This is a genomic window from Candidatus Coatesbacteria bacterium (assembly GCA_014728225.1).
Classification (GTDB): Bacteria; RBG-13-66-14; RBG-13-66-14; order RBG-13-66-14; family RBG-13-66-14; genus WJLX01.
On sequence record WJLX01000079.1, the window covers coordinates 41,585 to 60,904 of the forward strand.

Annotated in this window: 5 protein-coding genes; all 5 read left to right on the top strand. The window is 65.2% G+C overall.

Translation table 11 applies throughout. The features are described from left to right. Positions 1-88: 88 nt before the first annotated feature. Positions 89-13,876 carry a PAS domain S-box protein gene (locus tag GF399_05800; protein MBD3399829.1) on the top strand — a complete coding sequence of 4,596 codons (13,788 nt, stop codon included), beginning with the start codon at positions 89-91 and terminating at the stop codon, positions 13,874-13,876. 184 nt (positions 13,877-14,060) lie between these two features. Continuing rightward, complete coding sequence (locus GF399_05805; protein ID MBD3399830.1) at positions 14,061-15,194, top strand: response regulator; 1,134 nt, start codon at positions 14,061-14,063, stop codon at positions 15,192-15,194. 236 nt (positions 15,195-15,430) lie between these two features. After that, entirely contained in the window at positions 15,431-16,645 is a 1,215-nt protein-coding gene (locus GF399_05810; protein MBD3399831.1) for a peptidoglycan bridge formation glycyltransferase FemA/FemB family protein, read from the top strand. Between the two features lie 454 nt (positions 16,646-17,099). Further along, a complete protein-coding gene (locus tag GF399_05815) occupies positions 17,100-17,336 on the top strand; it encodes a hypothetical protein (GenBank protein MBD3399832.1) in 237 nt (78 codons plus the stop codon). A gap of 45 nt (positions 17,337-17,381) precedes the next feature. Continuing rightward, a complete protein-coding gene (locus GF399_05820; GenBank protein ID MBD3399833.1) occupies positions 17,382-19,202 on the top strand; it encodes a hypothetical protein in 1,821 nt (606 codons plus the stop codon). The last annotated feature ends 118 nt before the right edge of the window (positions 19,203-19,320 follow it).

A 19,320-nucleotide genomic window follows, 5' to 3' on the forward strand; every position in this document is an offset into this window, starting at 1 on the left:
GTGATAGAATGAAATAAACAACTATTGTCATAGTGACAATGGCGGTACTTTCCATCCGCCCTTCCCACCCTCCAGCCTCTTTCCCGTGATGAAGGACGAGCGAAAAACCAAAGCCCAGCTCATCGAGGAGCTCAAGGAGCTCCGCCGCCGCCTGGCCGAGTTGACCAGCGAGACGGTGGCCGAGCTTCGCGGGCGGGGGGAGGTCGTCGACGCCGCCGAGAAGAGCGGTGTCGATCTCTACCGGCTGCTGGTCGAGCACGCCCCCGTCGGGGTGCTGCTGGCCGATACCGGGGGCAATCTTAAGCTGGTCAACGAGAAGCTGGTTGAGCTCCTCGGCTCGCCCTCGACCGAACTGACCCTGGCCATCAATCTGCTGGAGTTCCAACCCCTGGTCGAGTCCGGTTTCTCCGGGCTGTTCAAGAGCGCCGCCGACGGCGGTGAAACCCTGGTCCAGGAGCTTTCGTACCGCTCCCACTGGGGCCGCGAGCTGGAGGCCCGGGTCCAGCTCACGCCGATTCTGAATGCCGATGACAGGGTAGAGGCCGTCCTCGGGCTGATCGAGGACGTCAGCCGGGTGAAGCTGATGGAGCGGGCTCTGGAGCAGACCGAGCACCGCTACGAGACCCTGCTGGACCTAGTGCCTGACGGCGTGGTCATCGTCGACGAGGAGTTGATGGTTGGGGCCGTCAACGACCGGGCCCTGGAGATTCTGGGACGGGGGAACAGGGCGAAGCTGTTGGGGACCGACGGCTTGGCTCTGCTGGGCGGTCGCGAGGCCGACAAGGCCGCGGACAATGCCGAGAAACTGCGCGCGTTGGGCCGCACCCGTGGGGCGGAATACGAGTTGCGCCGCCCCGACGGTGAAACGATCATCGTGGGGGTGCGGGCCTCTGTGCTGGGAACCGCGGAGCGTCCCGCGGGCTACCTGGTGATCCTGCGCGATCTGACGGATTATCGGCGGGCCGAAGAGCGTCTGCGTCGCAGCGAGGAGCGCCTGCGGGAGGTCGTCGAGGGCGCCGAGCTGGGCTACTGGGACTGGGATATCGCCGCCGGCACCTTGCACCTCAATGAGCGTTGGGCTTCAATGCTGGGCTACAGCCTGGACGAGGTCGAAGCCAGCTACGAGGGTTGGCGGGAACTGGTCCATCCCGAGGACCTGGAACGGGTGGAAAGCGAGCTTCAGCGCCACCTCGACGGCGAGAGCGAGGCCTACGAGTGCGAGTACCGGATGCGGTCCGCGGACGGCGGCTGGAGTTGGATCCTCAGCCGGGGCAAGGTGCGCGAGCGCGACGTCGCCGGGCAGCCGTTACGCGCCGCCGGCATCCACCAGGACGTCGGTAAGCGCAGGCGGGCAGAACTGGAGCGCGACGAGAGCCGCCGCCGGCTGCAGTCCTTTGTCGAGAAAGTCCCCGACGTGCTCTACCGGGCGGATCTGCGCGCCAAGCGTTTCGAGTTTTTGGCGTCCTCGGTGGAGCGGATGCTCGGCTATCCCTACGGGGAGGTCTGGAACGACTTCAAGAACTTCACCCTCAAGGTGTTGCATCCCGACGATCGTGAGCGCGTCGAGGACGAGGTCCGGACCTTCATCGGCAATGGTCCCCGGGACGAGACCCTGGAGATCACGGCGCGGATGATCCGCTCCGACGGCCGGATCATCTGGGTCCGCGACAGCATCCGCTACGAGTGGGACGATGAGGGTCTGGCGATCGTCAACGGCGTAATGACCGACATCACCAGCCAGGTGGAGACCGAGCAGAGCTATCGGGCCCTGGTCGAGGAAGCCCTTGTCGGCGTCTACATCTTCCACCCCCCCGCCGAACCCGACGATCCGGGACGTTTCATGTTCGTCAACGACGAGATGAGCCGGATCACCGGTTACTCCAAAGACGAACTGCTGGCCCTGGACACCGGCGAGCTGACCCATCCCGACGATCATCGCCCGCTGATGGATCGGATGGCTGAACGCCTCGAAGGTCGGGAAGTGCCCAGTCGCTACACCATGCGCATCCGGCGCAGGGACGGTAGGACGGCGGTGCTGCGCGTCTCGACGCGGCCGATCACCTACCGCGGCCGCCAGGCGTTCCTGGGTAACTGCTCCGACGTCACCGAAACGGTCAACTACGAGGAGGAACTCCAGAGCCGGGTCAAGCACAGTGAGACCCTGGCGGATCTGTCCGGGGTCTTCTTCGAAACCGCGGGTCGGGAGGAGATCCTCTCCCGGGCCGCCGATCTGCTGGCCGAGTCCTTTCCGGTTTTCGTCAGCCTGAACCTGCTCGACGCGGAGCGGGGTAAGCTGGTAATGGCCGAGTACCGCACCGACGACAAGCTGCTCAATTTCCTCAACGATCTCGTCGGTCGGCCGCTGGACGGCTGGGAGATTCCCCTGGATCAGGATTCGGTCATCAGCCGGACGATGACCAGCGGTCGCCCGACGGTCTGCGGCCTGGATTTCACCCCGGACGAGGAGGTCGAGAAAACGACCCTGGTCGAGATGCTGCGGGCGATGGTCGAGGAGAAGAGCCCCCTGCGCCGGCTGGCCGGGCGGGCGGCCAAACGGATGGGCGCCGCCGGGCTGCTGGGCATTCCCTTCATCGACTCCAGCGGCCGGATCGTCGGCTCATTGACGGTCTTGTCGCGGGAGACCTTCGGTCGGGACGACTACAATCTGGCCAAGGTGGCCGCCGACCAGATCGGCCGCGCCCTGGAACAGCACCGCCTCAACGAAGAGCTACGCGCATCCGAGGAGCGCTTCCGCAGCGTCTTCTCCAACGTCCATCTCGGCGTCTACCGCACAACCCCGGACGGCCGCATCCTGCTGGCCAACCAGGCCATGGTCGAGATGATGGGCTTCACGACCCTCGAGGAGCTGCTGGACCACAACCTGGAGACCAACGGCTACCAGCCCCAGCTCTCCCGGGCGGACTTCAAGCGGGAGCTCGAGGAGCGCGGCGAGATCGTCGGCCGGGAGTACACCTGGACCAAACGCGACGGCCGGACGCTCTACGTCCGGGAGAGCGCCCGGGCCGTGCGCTCCCCCGACGGCACGGTGCGTTACTACGAAGGCACCGTCGAAGATCTGACCGAACGGCGGCGTACCGAGCAGGCCCTGGCCGATAGCGAGGAGCAGTACCGCCTGCTGGCCGAAACCGCCGACGACGTCATCATCATCCACGACATCCAGGGTCGGATCATCTATACCAATCCCGCCGGTGTGGACAAATTGGGCTACACAGCCGCGGAACTGATCGGAAGCCCCATCGACGATTATCTCGCCAACAGCGGCGACACGGCTATCGACGAGCGACGCCGACGGCGCCGGGCCGGTGAGCAGGGCGTTTTCTCCTATGAACGCGAGGTTGTGGCCAGGGACGACCGCCGCCTGCTGATGGAGATCAACTCCTCGATGATCGAGCGCGAGGGTGAGCCGTGGGGCATCCTGCTGATCGCCCGGGACATCACCGAGCGTCGCAGCGCCGAGCTGGAACTCGAGCGGGCCAACGCCCGCCTGCGGGCCCTGGTGGAGGAGAAGGAGGCCGCCGAGGAGCGCTACCGCAGCCTGCAGGAGAACCTGCCCCTGGGCGTCTACCGGGTCACCCCGGCCGGGGAGTTCATCGAGGTCAACGACGCCTTTGTCAAGCTCTTCGGTTTCACCGATCGGGAGGAGCTCTTCCAGCGGCGGGCCGTCGAGCTGTACGTGGACGAGGAACGCCGCACGGAGCTGATGGAGGCCATGCGCCGCGACGGCGTGGTCAACGGCTTCCAGGCCCGCCTGCACCGGGCCGACGGCCAAACCTTCTGGGTCTCGATCGACGTCCGCGCCGTGCGCGACGCCGCCGGTGAGGTCGTCTATCACGACGGCATCCTGACCGACATCTCGGCGGTCAAGCGCGCCGAAACCGTCCGCGAGGTTCTGTTCAACATCGCCAACGCCATCAACACCTGCGAAAGCACCGACGAGCTCTACCCCCTCATCCACCGCAACCTGTCGCGGATCATCGACACCACCAACTTCTTCATCACCCTCTACGACCGTGAGCCCAACCTTCTCGTCTTCCCCTACTACGTCGACAGCAGGAAAGAGAGTCTGACGGAGTTCCCGGCCGAGCAGACGGTCAGCCACTACGTCATCCGCAGCGGCGAGACCCTGCTGGCCGACGACGAAGTCTTCGACGAGCTGATCGAACGGGGCGAGATCGCCCCCCGGGGCCGGATGGCCAGCCCCCGGGTCTGGCTCGGAGCGCCGCTCAAGCGCGGCGATGAGGTCTTCGGTGTGGTGGCCGTCCAGAATTACGACGATCCGCGAACCTACGACGAGCATGACCGCGAGCTGCTGGAGACGGTCTCCAGCCAGATCGCCAACGCCGTCGACAAGCTGCGGACCGAACGGGCGCTGCGCGATTCGGAGAACCGCTTCCGCACCCTCTACGAGAACATGGCCGGCGGAGTGCTGATCATCGATGAGGAATACGTCATCCGCGACATCAACGAGCACACCTGTCAGATCACCGGCTACGACCGCGCAGAGCTGGTCGGCGAACCGTGCGACATCATCTGTCCCAAGGGCTCCGATTCCGGTGAGTGCCCCATCTGGGCCGAGGGCCAAGACGGCTTCCGCGGGATGGATACCACCATCAAGTGCCGCGACGGGCGGCTGAACCCGATCCTGAAAAACGCCAATCGTATCGAGCTCGACGGTCGGACCTACATCATTGAGAACTTCCAGGACATCTCCGACGTCAAGCGCGCCGAGACCGTTCAGGACGTCCTGTTCGCCATCGCCAATTCGATCAACACCTGCGAGCGCCTCGACGACCTCTACCCGATAATCCATCGCAACCTGGCCCGGGTCCTGGAAACCACCAACTTCTTCATCGCCCTCTTCGACGAGTCCAGCAACACCCTGCGCTTCCCCTACTTCGCCGACGTCGACGAGATCCTCAAGGAGTACCCGGCCGAAAAAACCCTCTGTCATTACGTCGTCCGCCGGGCCGAGGCGGTGCTCGTTGATTCTGCAGGCTTCGATGAACTCGCTGAAACCGGGGAGATCGAACCACGTGGCGACCTCAAACGACCCCGCGTCTGGCTGGGCGCGCCGCTCAAGCGCGGCGACGAGGTCTTCGGCGTGGTGGCCGTTCAGAGTTACGACGACGACGCGGCCTACAACGACGACGACCGGGAGCTGCTGCAGCTGATCGCCCACCAGATCGCCAACGCCGTCGACGAACTCCAGGCCGAGCAGGCCCTGCGGGAGAGCGAGGAGCGCTTCCGGCGGATGGCCGACAACATCTCCGACGGCCTGGCGATCATCGAGGACGGCCGCGTCGTCTATGTCAACGAGCGGTTGTGCGAGATCCTCCAGCGCGAGCGCGCCGAGATCGAGGCCGGGCTGACCGGGATCGACATCGCCGCCCCCGACGAGGTCGAACGCCTCGAGCGCCTGCGCCGCCGAACCCTGGAGAGCGGTGAGCCCCTCCGCTCGCTGGAGTTCTGGATCGAACGCCCCGACGGCGAGCGCCGCTGCATCCACAACCGCTACTCCCACAGTATTACCCCGGACGGCGTTCGAAACCGCTACGTGGTCACCTCGGACATCACCGAGCGCAAGCTGGCCGAGCGCGCCCTGCGGGAGAGCGAGGACAAGTTCCGCCTGATCAGCGAGAACTCGCTGATGGGTATCCTGATCCTCCAGGAAGGGGTGATCAGGTACGCCAACCGGGCGATGACCGACCTGACCGGCTATACCCCGGAGGAGCTGCTGGCCTGGGATCCCGGCGAGTTCGCCCGCCTGATCCATCCCGAGGATCGGGGCTTCGTCATCGAGCAGAGCACGAAAAAGCAGCGCGGCGAAACCACGGGGATCATCCCTCATTACTCCTACCGCGGCGTGGCCAAGGACGGCAGGATCGGCTGGATCGACCAGTACTCCACCTCGATCTCCTATCAGGGGGCTCCGGCGGTGCTGGTGATGATGGTCGAGATCACCGAGCAGAAGCGGGCCGAGGAGGCGTTGCAGGAATCCGAGCGCTTCAACCGCGCCGTCGTCGAGCACCTGCCCCTGGGGGTCAGCGTGCGCACCACCGAGGGCCGCCTGATCCTGGCCAACGAGGCCTGGCGCCGCATCTGGGCCGTACCCGAGGACGAACTGGCCCGGGATCGCTCCGCGACGCGCGGTGAGTTGAGCTTCGACGAGCGTGACCATTACCTGGGCGACTGGCGCGACAAGGTCCGCAGCATCTACAGCGAGGGCGGCTACCTGCACATCCCGGAACTGGCGGTACTCGAGCCCCGGCCCGGCGGAGCGTTATGGGTCTCCCAGCACTTCTACGCCCTGACCGACGCCGACGGCGTCGTCAACCGGGTGGTGATCCTGACCGAGGACATCACCGAACGCAAGTTGGCCGAGGAGAAAGAACGCGAATACATCACCCACCTGTCCCTGTTGACGGAAACGGCGCTGGACTTCGTCCGGATGGATCCGGGCACCGACATCTTCGCCTACCTGGCCCGACGACTCTGCGGAATGCTCGACAACGCCCTGGTCACCGTATCGCAATACGACGCCCGGACCGAGCGGATGAAGGTGCGCTCGATTGAATGCTCGGCCGCTGAAGCCCCGCCGCTGGTGACCAGCCTGTGCAATAATCCCGAGCTGACCTACGAGCTGCCCGGTGAGGGCGACGTCAAGAGCCTGCACGGCGAGCTGGAGATCTACCCCTTCGACGACAACGTGCTGAAGCAGTGGGGGGTGCCCGACGAGCTGGTCGAGGGCCTGGCTGGGGAGCTGGGCGTCGAGGTGATCGCCTCGATGGGCCTGGTGCGCGAGGGCGTCCTCTACGGCATGGTCGATATCATCCTCCTCAACGGCGCCCGGATGACCAAGGGCGAGGTGGTGGAGACCTTCCTCAACCAGGCCTCGGTAGCGCTGCAGCGCACGCTGTCCGAGCGGGCCCTGGCCGAGAGTCGCGAAGCGCTGAGCCAGTACGCCGACAATGTGGCCGACGTCCTCTACCGCATCAATCTCGAGCAGAACCGCTTCGAATTCGTCTCCCCGGCGGTGGAGCAGGTCTTGGGCTATGGAGTCGACGAGGTGATGCACCGTAGCGGCTTCGCCTTCACCGAGGTCCTGCCCGCGGAGGAGAAGGACGCCTTCCTCGAGCGCCTGCGGGGCTTCCTCGCCACCGGTCCGACCGAGCGTCCCCTGGTCTTCGAGAGCCGGCTGCAGCGCCGTAACGGTGAGCTTTTCTGGGCCCGGCATTCGATCCGCTACGAGTGGGACGACGACGGCCACCCAGTGGCCGCCAGCGGCATCCTCTCCGACATCACCGAGCGCAAGCGCACCGAGCTCGAGCTGGCGGATAGCGAGGAACGCTTCCGCCGCTTCGCCGGCGCCGTCACCGACACCATCTACCGCTTCGACATCCGCCGCCAGGCCTACGACTTCATCAGCCCCTCCTGTGAGCGCCTGACCGGCTACAGCGCCGAGGAGTTCATCGAGGGGGCCCACGACATCTGGCGCCGGATCATTCATCCCGACGACATCGAGATGGTCTACCGCAAGCTCGACGAGCAGAGCGCCCAGCGTCGCCGCGAACACCGCTTCAGCATGGACTACCGTATCCTGCACAAGGACGGCCGGACGATCTGGGTCAACGAGCGCGGCGACTACGAACTCGACGAGAACGGCGAGATCCGCAGCTACAACGGCGTCATCCGCGATATCAGCGAAACCCGTGAGGCCGAGGCGGCTCTGGCGGAAAGCGAGCGGACCTACCGCAGCCTCTACGACACCACCCTGGCCCTGGCCGACGAACGCGAACTCAGCAAGACCATCGCCGTCATCGCCGAGCACGCCACCAACCTGCTGGGCGCCGAGGAAAGCCATTTCTTTCTCCTCGACCACGACCACGGCGTCCTGCGGCCGATCTACACCAACAACGCCGCCTTCGCCGCCGAGATGGAGAGCTTCGAACTGCCCCTGGGAACCGGGCTCACCGGCCTGGTGGCCCAGAGCGGTCGGGGGCGCTTCATCAACGCCGGCGATCCCGAGCTCGAGCACGCCGTCCATCTGCCGGGCACCGATCCGGCGGTCGACGTCACCGAATCCCTGATCAGCGTGCCGGTCTTCGACGGCGAGCGGGTCAGCGGGGTGCTGACCCTGGGCAGCGGCCGCAGCCGCTTCGACGACGAGGATTTGCAGCGCCTGACCGTCTTCGCCCGTCAGGCCGAGATCGCCGTCAAGCGCGCCCGCTACCTCGAGCGCCTGGCCGAGTCCGAGGAGGTCTACCGCAGCCTCTATCAGACCACCCTGGCCGTCACCGACAAGACCGATCTCGACGAGGTTCTAGAGGTGCTGGTCAACCAGGCCGGCAAGCTGCTCAAGGCGCGTTACTGCACCATCTACCGCCTGCTGCCCCGGCGCGGCGTCCTCCAGCCGCTCAAGACCACCTCCGCCGAGACCTACGATCAGGTGATGGCCTACCAGGTCGAGCTGGGCCGGGGGCTGACCGGCACCGTGGCCCGCACCGGCGTGGGCCGTTACGTCAACGCCGGCGACGAGGACCGCTCGGTCATCGCCCAGCTACCGGGAACGGAAAGCGAACTCGATCAGTACGAATCCCTGCTCTGCGAGCCGATCCTCGACGGCGACGAGGTCAGCGGTGTACTGACCCTTTCCAAGCTCTACGCCGCCTTCGATGATCGCGACCAGGAGATAATCCGCATCTTCGTCCACCTGGTCTCCCTGGCCCTGCGCCGGGCCGAGAACGTCGCCGCGCTGCGCGAGAGCGAACAGACCTACCGTCGGCTCTACGACACCACCCTGGCTTTGGCCGACACCGACGAACTCGAGGTCTCGATCCGGGTCATCGCCGAGCACGCCGCCGAACTGATCGACGCCGCCGTCTGCATCTTCTACCGCTACGACGAGGAGCGGGAGAAGCTGGTCCCGATCTATACCAACGAACCCGAGGAACCCGACGAGGTGATGAGCTTCGAGGCGCCCCTGGGGATGGGGTTGACCGGTCGCGTGGCCCAGAGCCGCCGCGGCGCCTACTCCAACTACGACGAAGACCAGCGCCCCGTGGCCACCATCCCGGGCACGACCAATCAGAGTAAAACCAACTCCCTGATCGCCGTGCCCATCTCCGACAGCGATGAGTTGCTCGGGGTGATGACCCTGATCGCCCCCCGGCGGCGTTTCACCGACGAGGACCTCAACCGCCTGGGCATTTTCTCCCGCCAGGCCGAAATCGCCGTCAAGCGCGCCCGCTACCTCAACGCCCTGGCCCAGAGCGAACAGACCTACCGCCGACTCTACGACACCACCCTGACCCTGGCCGACACCGACGAGCTGGCGACGGCCGCCGAAGCTATCGCCCACCAGGCCAAGCTGACCCTGGAATCCCACTTCTGCATCGTCTTCCTCTACGAAGCCGACGACGAGCGGCTGGTGCCGCTCAGCGTCGACGCCCCCGCAGCCGTCGAGGAGCTCAAGGCGGCCGTCATGGCCCTGGGTGAGGGCCTGACCGGTCGGGTGGCCCGGGATCGGGAGGGAGCCTACGTCAACTATGACGAGCCGGAGCGCAAGGACAGGCACGTTCCGGGCACACCGGCCGAGGACGACGAGCGCCAGTCGACCATCGCCGAACCGATCATGGACGGCGAGAATCTGCTGGGCGCCGTCACCCTGGGGACCTACGACCGTCGCTACGATGACGACGACCTGACCCAGCTGCGCGTTTTCGCCCGGTTGGCCGCCATCGCCGTCAAGCGTAACCAGTACATCCGGGCCCTGGCCGAGGGCGAGGAGACCTACCGCCGGCTCTACGAGACGACCCTCGTCCTGGCCGACAACGACGACCTGGACGAGGTCGTCGCCGTGATCGGCGACCAGGCGACCCAGATGCTCGATTCCAACTTCTGCATCGTCTACACCTTCGACGAGGACGAGCAGGTCCTGCGACCGCTCTACACCAACACCGACACCGATCCGGACACGATCTATTCCTTCCGGCTCAAGCCCGGCGAGGGCCTGGTGGGCAGGGTGGCCGTCGAGCGCCGGGGTGCCTACGACAACTACAACGACCTCGAGCGCAAGGTCGTCTACATCGAGGGCACCGACGACTCGACCGATCACCTGCAGTCGATCATCGCCGAACCGATCACCGACGGCGACCGCCTGCTCGGTGTCCTCTCCATCGGCCAGGTCGAGCGGGTCTACAACGAGGCCGACCTGGGGAAGCTGCGCATCTTCGCCCGCATGGCCGCCGTCGCCATTCTGCGCACGCGCAACCTCCACGCCCTGGCCGAAAGCGAGGAGAAACACCGCACCCTGGTCGAGCAGGCCACCGACGGCGTGATCATCGTCCAGGACGGCCTGATCAAGCTGGCCAATACGGCGATGGCCGAGCTTTCCGGTTTCTCCATCGACGAGCTGGTCGACACCCCCGTCAGTGAATATATCGATCCGGCGGACATCGACAAGGTGATGGACAACTACCGGCGGCGCCTGAACGGCGAAAGCGACGTGCCCCATATCTACGAGATCCAGGGCCTGACCAGGGACGGCAAACGTATCCCCCTGGAGCTCAACGCCGGGGTGATGACCTATCTGGGCCAGCGCGCCGTGCTGGTGCTGGTGCGCGACATCACCGAACGGCTCGAAGCCCGGGAGAGCATCCGCCAACTCAACTCCACCCTGCGGGCCCTGCGCAACATCAGCCAGTTGATCACCGTCGAGAAGAACCCCGCCGAGCTGATCGACGGCGCCTGCGAGCAACTGACCCAAAGTCACTACGACCAGGCCTGGATCGTACTGCTCGACGACGACGGCGACGTCACCACCATGGCCTACCGCAGTTCCTTCGACAAGTCCCTTGAGGAGTCGGGCTATGAAACGACGGCCGATCTGCCCTTGTGCCTGCGGCGGATCGCCGAAGCCGAAGACAACGTCCTCGCCGGAAACTGCGACGACTGCCCCCTGTTCGACAACGGAAAAGTGAGTTATCTGGCCGCGCGTCTCGAATACGGCGACCGCGTTTTCGGCTATCTGTCCCTGGGCGGCATCGAAGGCAACGTCCCGGAGCGCGAGGAACGGGAGCTGATCGTCGAGCTGGCCAACGACCTGGCCTTCGCCCTGTACTCGATCGGGCTGGAGCGCAGCCAGGCCGAGACCGAGCGCCGCTCCCGCTACTACGTCGAGCACATCTCCGAGGGGGTCTGGTGCTTTGAACTCGAGCCCCTGTCCCTGGAGCGGCTCAGCGACCCCGCCCTGCGTGAAGCCAATCTCGAGCTGCTGTTTTCCGGGATCTGCGTGGAGTGCAACGACGCCCTGGCGGAGATGTACCTTACCCGGCGCGAGGAGCTGCTGGGCCGGCGGATGAGTGAGGTCTTCCCCCGGCGCGAAACCCTCCTCGAACACCTGCAGCGCTTCCTGGACAACGACTGCCGCCTGGACAACAGCGTTTTCGGCGAGCTAACCCCCGCGGGCGAGCAGCGCTGGTTCATCGCCAGCATGTTCGGCGAGATCGTCGACGAACGCCTGGTCCGGCTCTGGGGTCGGCAGCTCGACATCACCGAACAACGTCGCGCCGAGGCCGAGCGTGATCGTCACCGCCGCGAGGTCCAGGCCATCTTCGACAACATGGACATCATGCTCTGGAGCATGCGCCTCGATGACGAGGGCTACCTGTACTACGAGCAGGTCAACCGCCCCTTCGCCGCCGTCGAGGGCCGAACGCCGGATTTCTACAACGGCGAGCGGATCGTCGATATCGCCGCCCCGGAGCAGGTCGCCGCCATGCGTCGGCGCTTCGAGCATATCGCCGACGGAGCCGTCCACTCCTACGAACTCGATGTCGGCGCCGGCGAAAACCGGCGGGCCTTCGACATCCGGCTGATCCCCCTGCCCGAGGCCGGCGGCGAGGTCCGCTGGTTCATCGGCACCGCCATCGACGTCACCCGGCGCAAGCAGGCCCTGGAGGCCCTGCGGGAGAGTGAGGAGAAGTACCGGGCCTTCACCGAAGAGGCCATGATCGGGGTCTACATCCTCAGCGGCGATGAGTTCATCTTCGTCAACCATCAAATGGAGGTTATCTCGGGTTACCCGGCCGCAGAGCTGCTGCGGATGGATCCCGTCGAGCTGGCCCCGGAAGCCGATCGCGGGAAACTGCTGGAACGCCGGCGCAGCCGGGGCACCGACGCCGGACTCTCCCCCGAGTTCATCACCCGCCTGGTCCGTAAGGACGGCGAGATCCGCAACGTCGAGATCCACGCCCGGCCGATCACCCTCGAGGGCAAAACCGCCATCCTGGGCAACCTGATCGACATCACCGAGCGGCGGCGGGCCCAGCAGGCCCTGGCCGAAAGCGAGGAGCGCTACCGCTCCATCTGGAACCGCTCGCCCATCGGCATCTGCCTGACCGACCGCGGCGGCGATCTGACGATGGCCAACCCGGCCCTGTGCGGCATGTTGGGCTATGACGAGGACGAACTCATCGGCAGCCGCTTCTACGACCTGTTGATCTTCGCCTACGATGAAAGCGAAAGCGGGGTCGAGGGACTGCTGTCCGGCAAACTCGATACCCAATCCTACCGCAACCAGTTCTCCCTGTTCAGCGGCAAGCCGACGGAGCTGGTCATGCGTCGCAAGGACGGCGGCTTGCTGCCCGTCGAGTTCACCGTGGACTTCATCTCCCGCGAAGGCTCGGTGCGCTACATGATCGCCCTGATCACCGATATCACCGAGCGCAAGCGTGCCGAGGAGGCCCGGGCCAACTATCAGGCCGACCTCGAGCGCGAGGTGGCGGCCAAGACCGAGCAGCTCAGCATCGCCCGCCGCTACCTGCGCGACGTGCTGGACTCCTCGGGCGAGCTGATCACCGTCTGCGACGCCGCTGGCAACCTGGAGATCCTCAACCGCACCGCCGCCTCGCTGACCGGCTACGACGAAGACGAGGTCCTCGGCGAACACATCTCGCTGTTCTACTATCAGAAGGACCTCAAGCTGCTCGGGGAAATCCACAAGCGCATGACTGACGGCGGCGGTACGGCGGTGTTCCAGGTCGATATCCGCTGCCAGGACGGCAGCCCCCTGCCCGTCGAGCTGTCCGTCTCGCCCCTGCACGACGAGAACGGTGATTTCACCGGCTCCGTCGGCATCGCCCGCAACCTGCAGGAGATAGAAGACCTGCGCAAGGCCCTGCTGCAGTCGGAGAAGCTGGCCGCCATCGGCAAGCTGGCCGCCAGCATCGCCCACGAGGTCAACAACCCCCTCGGGGTGATCAAGAACTACCTGCAGATCGCCAAGCTGGACCTGGAAAGCGGCTCGGAGAAGTACCGCCTACTGGGGATCATCGAGGAGGAGGTCCAGCGCATCGTGCGGATCATCCAGGGCCTGCTCAACTTCTACCGCCCCGAAAGCACCACCGTGGTGGCCACCGATATCAACCGCATCATCGAGGACCTGTTGCTGCTGGTAGGTATCCAGCTCGAGAAGAACGACATCAGCGTCGAGAAGAATCTCGCCGAGACCCTGCCGCCCGTCATCGTGGCCCCGGACCAGTTCCGTCAGATCATGCTCAATCTGGTCACCAACGCCCAGGACGCCATGCCCGACGGCGGCGTGCTGGGCCTGGGCACAGCCTTCCGGGAGGGCCACGTAATCATCACCGTCAGCGACACCGGCCACGGGATCGCCAAGGGCGACCTGCCCAACATCTTCGATCCCTTCTTCACCACCAAGGGCCAGAAGGGCACCGGCCTGGGCCTCTCGATCAGCTACGGCCTGATCAAATCCTTCGACGGCGAGATCGAGGTCGACAGCCGACCGGGACAGGGCTCGACCTTCACCATCCATCTGCCCAGCCGGGAAGCCTGAACCGCAGGCGCAGGAAAACAAAACGGTCGGATAATAGAAGTTTGCACCCCAATTATTGTATGATTAACCCGCTGGTCGCCGTCGTCGCCGGCGAGTCGCCTCCCTTGTCCCCCAAACGATACCGGCGCCGGTCGACCCGCCACCCTCGCAACGTCGCGAACGGCTACACCCCAAACACACTCCGATGTCCTCTACCACCAGCAGCACCGAACGCCGACGCCGTGTCGGCCCGCAGATCGAGCGCATCCTCGTCATCGACGATGAGCGGCGGATGTGCGAATCGATTCGCATCCTCCTCGAGAAGGAAGGCTACCGCGTCGTCACCGCCGCCGACGGCTCCGAGGGTATCGAGAAACTCAAGAGCGAGCGCTTCAGCCTCTGCATCGTCGACCTGATGATGCCCAAGGTCGACGGCTTCGAGGTGCTGGCCTACGTCCGCAACAACCTGCCCCAGACCCTGGTGATCGTCATTACCGGCTACTCGTCGATGCGTTCGTCGATCGAGGCTCTGCGCGGCGGTGCCTACGACTACCTGACTAAGCCCTTCGACTTCGATATCTTCAAGCTGACCGTCGAGAAGGCCCTCGACAAGCTGCGCATCCAACGCCTCAACGACGAGTTCATCTCGATGATCACCCACGACCTGAAAAACCCGCTGACCTCGATCATCGGCTACTGCTCGTTATTGCTCTCCGGCGCCTACGGCAAACTCGCCGGCGAGATCCTGCCACCCCTCGAAGGCATCAACACCAACGCCGAGCGCTTGCTCGACCTGATCAACGATTTCCTCGTCGTCAACAAGATCTCCGCCGAGGGGCTCAAGCTCGAACGCCAGCCCATCCAGCTCAACAGCCTGCTCGAGCACCTCTCCGACAACGTCCAGGCCCAACTGGAGATCAAGAAGATCCACTTCACCCTGCGCCTCGACGCCGATATCCCCCCGGTCAAGTGCGACGCCCTGCAAATCGAACGGGTGATCAACAACCTACTGTCCAACGCCGTCAAGTTCACTCCGATGGGCGGCAGTATCTCGATTGCATCGGGCGCCGACGACGACTGGGTCTGGTTCGCCGTCACCGACACCGGCACGGGCATCCCTCCCGAGCAACAAGAAGACATCTTCCAGAAATACTCGCGCATCGACAAGAAGACCGAGGGCACCGGCCTGGGCCTGTTCATCACCAAGAGCATCGTCGACCTCCACCAGGGCTTGATCGAGATCGAGAGCACCCCGGGGGAGGGCTCGACCTTCACCGTCCGTCTACCCCTCCACCCCCCCGAAGAAAACACCGACGGTAACGGCGGCGGCGGCGGTTAAACCAACCCGGGCGTCGACGTGTTACAATCTCGCGTGAAAACGAGCCTCGAACGCGGGCTCGCTTTTAGCGACGGGGCCGCACGTAATAATGGGCAGCCCACGACAAAGACCGGCACCGCTGAACGACGGCGCAAGACCCTTGAAAGCCCGGCCCGACGACCAGGCTCGTCTCCGCCCCGGAACCGGCACGGTTTTTGCGGAGGCGGACCGTTGTCGTCGCACCAACGGGCGCCGAGATGCAAAAACCGTGCCGGTTCCGGGGCGGGTGGGGTCTCAGCGAAAGGCACAGGCCCCGGCGGGGCTTTCAAGGGTCTTGCGCCTTTGCGCCGCTGCCGACGTTTTTGACCCCGCTATCGCCCTATCTTACCACCCGGAGTGATCGCAACTTGACCCCGAAGCAGCAGCGCCTGATCGACGATCCCGCCGTCTGGGACGCCCTGGTGACGGCCCAGCCCGCCGCGGCGCCTTGTCAATTGTCGGCTTGGGCGCGGTTGAAGGAAGCCTACGGTTATCGTTCCCTGCGTCTGGCCCTGGAAAGGGAGGCCGGTCCGCCGGTGCTGGGCCAGGTGTTGATCCGCCGGATCGTGCCCCTCGGCGGGGACTGGCTGTACTGCCCCTACGGTCCCCTGCTCGAGCCCGACGACGCCGCGGGTCTGCAGGCCTGGGTCCGGGCCCTGCTGGCGACGCCGTCGGCCCGGCGGGCCGCCGTACTGACCCTGGAACCCCGCCTGGCGCCCGGGGCGCCGGCGATCAGGGTCCTGGTCGAGGGTTCCGCTTTCCGCCCGGCGCGGCAGAGCATCCAGCCCCGAGGAACCTTTTTGCTGGATCTGCGACCCGCTGTTGAGGAGCTGCGGGCGGGAATGGAGCGCCGTACGCGTTACAACGTCGGGCTGGCCGAGCGTCGCGGCGTCGAAGTGCGGCTGCAGAACGATGCGGCCGGCGTCGACGTCTTCTGCGATCTGCTGGAGGAGACCGCCGAGCGCCAACGTTTCCTGGCCCACGACCGGAAGTACTACCACCGGGTTTGGCGAGCCTTCGGCTCCGACGGAGCCGACATCCTGCTGGCCTACTTCGATGGCGAACCCGTCGCCGGGGTGTTCCTGTTATATGCCGGAAGCAACGCCTACTACGTCTACGGCGCCTCCAGCCACCGCCACGCCAAACAGAAGGGCACCCAGTACGTCCAGTGGAAAGCCGTCCAGCGGGCCCGGGAGCGCGGCGCCGAGTCGTACGACTTCTGGGGCGCCCCCGTCGAGCCGACCAAGAACCACCCTCTCTGGGGCGTTTACAAGTTCAAGAAAGGCTTTGGCGGCGAGCATACGGTCTTCTGCGGTCCGCAAGAGCGCGCCCTGACCCTCTGGGGCGGTTTAGCCTGGCGTCACGGTTTACCCTTGGCGCGGCGGCTGCGAAACCTGCTGGTCCGCGGTCGCACCGCCGACGTGCTGGACTAGGAAAGATGCTGGGATCATCACAGAAGATGAACATCAGCTATTACAGTGGGGTTCTTATATCGGCGTGAACGGGTCTGTCATCGCGCCACCGACGAGGCGGGCAATGTGGCGGGGAGGAGCGGGGCGGGGGAGCGGCACGTCAACCGTCCCAGCTTCAACTACCGCTGGCCGACGGCGGGCGGGCCTATAAGCAACTGTCGCTCAGCGGCTTCCACCATAAACGCATCAACCATGACAAGACCTTGGTCAATGACAAGGTGCATATCAACGGCCTCGAGACTTCCGGGACTACGCCAAGCGCCGCCTAACAGCCGACCACGGCGGCTGCAAACGCAACTTCAGACTCTTTATCCGTGAAAGGTCGTTCCGCTTCAACCATCGAGACGCCGATATCACGCTATACATTCTCAGAAGCAGACTGCGCGCTTGGTCATAATTAGGTGATAATCCCAAGATGATGCTCCGCCTGCTCGCCATCCTGGCCGGTCTGTTCCTCTACCTGGTGGTGGGGCGCTACCTGTTCCGGGTCTACCTCTGGCTGGGCTGCTTCGCCGACGATGTGCCCTACTCCGCCCGCAAGCACGAGCTGGCCGAGCTGTCGGGCTGGCAGGTTTTCACCTGGCCGCTGTTGCTGCTGTTTTTACCCTTCTACGCCGTCTGGGTTCTGGCCAAGCGCCTGACCAACCCCTGATCGGTTCGGTGGGTCCGCCCGTCGTCCGTCGCGTGGAGTGAATCCATGAAAAGGCTGATACTGGTCACCGCCCTGCTGCTGCTCCTGCTGGTCGCCTGCAGCCGGGAGCAGCGCCTGGTCTACCTCGACGAGGGCGAGCTGTACCTTTGGGAAGAGGGAGCCGAGCAGGCCGAGCACTTCATCGACCGCGACGACGTCGGTGAGTTTTTCTTCTCCCCCTCGGGCAGGCACGTGGCCTACCTGGTGGAGAAACCCTACTCCGAGCCCTTCTGGTGCTACGCCGATCTCGAGGAGGCCGGGGAGATCAAGACCCGTTCCCGACCCCTGTTCTCCGGCGCCGGCAGTACCGTGGCCTCAATCAAGGAGCGCGACGACCGCTTGATCCTGATGGAGGAGGGCGGCGGCGGTCGCATCGACGTCGCCGAGTGGGTCCAGGGCGCCCAGTGGAACTCCGCCGGTGACCAGCTGGCTTACATCGAAGAGGGGGATCTGAAGGTCTTCGAGCTGGAGACGATGAGCAGCCGCTTCCTCTCCTCGCAAGCTCTGGCCGGACCGGACTTCGTCGCCGACGATCTGGTGCTGTTCCTGACCGAGGACAACACCCTGGCCGCGGCGGCCACCGACGGTGAAGGGGTCTTCCGCCTGGTCGAGGAGACCCGGGAATACTACATCCCCCGGGATCGCAGCGGCCTGGTGCGCGGCGAGCGCCTGGTCTGCGTCGATATCGACCGCGACGCCTACTTGATGGACTTCGACGGCGGTGAGCGCCGCCGCACCGGTACCGACACCTACCGGGTGGTTTGGGACCACGATGGATCGCGGTTCTTCCTCATCGAACGCAAGAGCGGCGACTACCTGCTCAGCGTCTATTCAGCCACGGGACAGCGGCTGCTCGAGCACGAGGAACCCTGGAGCCGTCGCGCCGCCGACACTCTCTGTTGGTCTTGGCGGTCCGACGAGCTGGCCTTCATCAACAAGCGCGGCGAACTGCAGGTCCTCGATCTGAACGGGCAGACCCGACTGATCTCCGAGGAGGTCCTCGAGGTGGCCTGGGTGCCCAACGAGCGCCGGTTGTTGGTGCTCGAGCCGCGAGCCGCCGAAGACGAGGAAGCTGTAACCCTGGAAGAGGGCACCGTCGAAGAGACCGAAGCGGTGGAAGAAAACGTCCCGGCATCGACGGAGCAGGAGGCCGCCGCTCCACCTGCTGACGCCGGAAGCGGGGAAGAGGGGGACACGCCGTCAATCGAAGAGGACGCCGCCGCGCTCCAAGAAGCTGTAGCAGAAAGCGAGGTCGAAGCCGACGAGGTTGACGCTGAGCAAGCCCCGCCGTCGCCGGACCCGGCTTCGCCGGTTTACCTGGCCACCCTGAGGCCGAACAAGCGGCTCCACGACTTCCCACCGCCCATCGAGGAAACCGTGCCGACTCCCACCGCCGACAACGAGACAGAGCCCCCGGAGTACGCCGTTTACCTCTACTCCCTCGAACCCGAGGGCGGACCGCGCCAACTGATCGCCCGCACCGATCACCTGCCGCTGAGCTCCCCCGACGGGCGCTTCCTGCTCTACACCGAGCGCCTAACCGACGAGTTGTACAACCTCAATCTGTACTCCCTCGACGAGAGCAACCCCGGTGAGTTGTTCCTGGGCAAGGTGCCGCTGGAGCGCCCCGCGGCCGCCTGGCAACCCGCCGGCCGCGCCGCCGAGGGCAACTTCAGCGAGGCCCTGCTGACCATCGTCCTGATCGTGGCGGGCGGAGTGCTGCTGCTGATCCTGATCCGCAGCTACATCCGCCACCGTCGTCAGGACGAGCTGCGCCGCAAACTGGAACGGCAGCGCCGCCTCGAGGAGCGCGACGCCGTCCTCTAATCCGCCCAGACAGCCGCCGTGCTACAATAGCCTGTCGGCTAACACCACCAGCTTAGGTAAGCACCCTGGTTGAGAAAAGGGTAGAGAAATGGGGGAGGCCCGGGCCTCCCCCATTTAC

Bases quoted from the DNA above. Each gene is read 5' to 3' on its own strand.
- GF399_05815 (MBD3399832.1), top strand. From the start codon at position 17,100: ATGATGCTCCGCCTGCTCGCCATCCTGGCCGGTCTGTTCCTCTACCTG.
- GF399_05805 (MBD3399830.1), top strand. From the start codon at position 14,061: ATGTCCTCTACCACCAGCAGCACCGAACGCCGACGCCGTGTCGGCCCG.
- GF399_05810 (MBD3399831.1), top strand. From the start codon at position 15,431: ATGCAAAAACCGTGCCGGTTCCGGGGCGGGTGGGGTCTCAGCGAAAGG.
- GF399_05820 (MBD3399833.1), top strand. From the start codon at position 17,382: ATGAAAAGGCTGATACTGGTCACCGCCCTGCTGCTGCTCCTGCTGGTC.
- GF399_05800 (MBD3399829.1), top strand. From the start codon at position 89: ATGAAGGACGAGCGAAAAACCAAAGCCCAGCTCATCGAGGAGCTCAAG.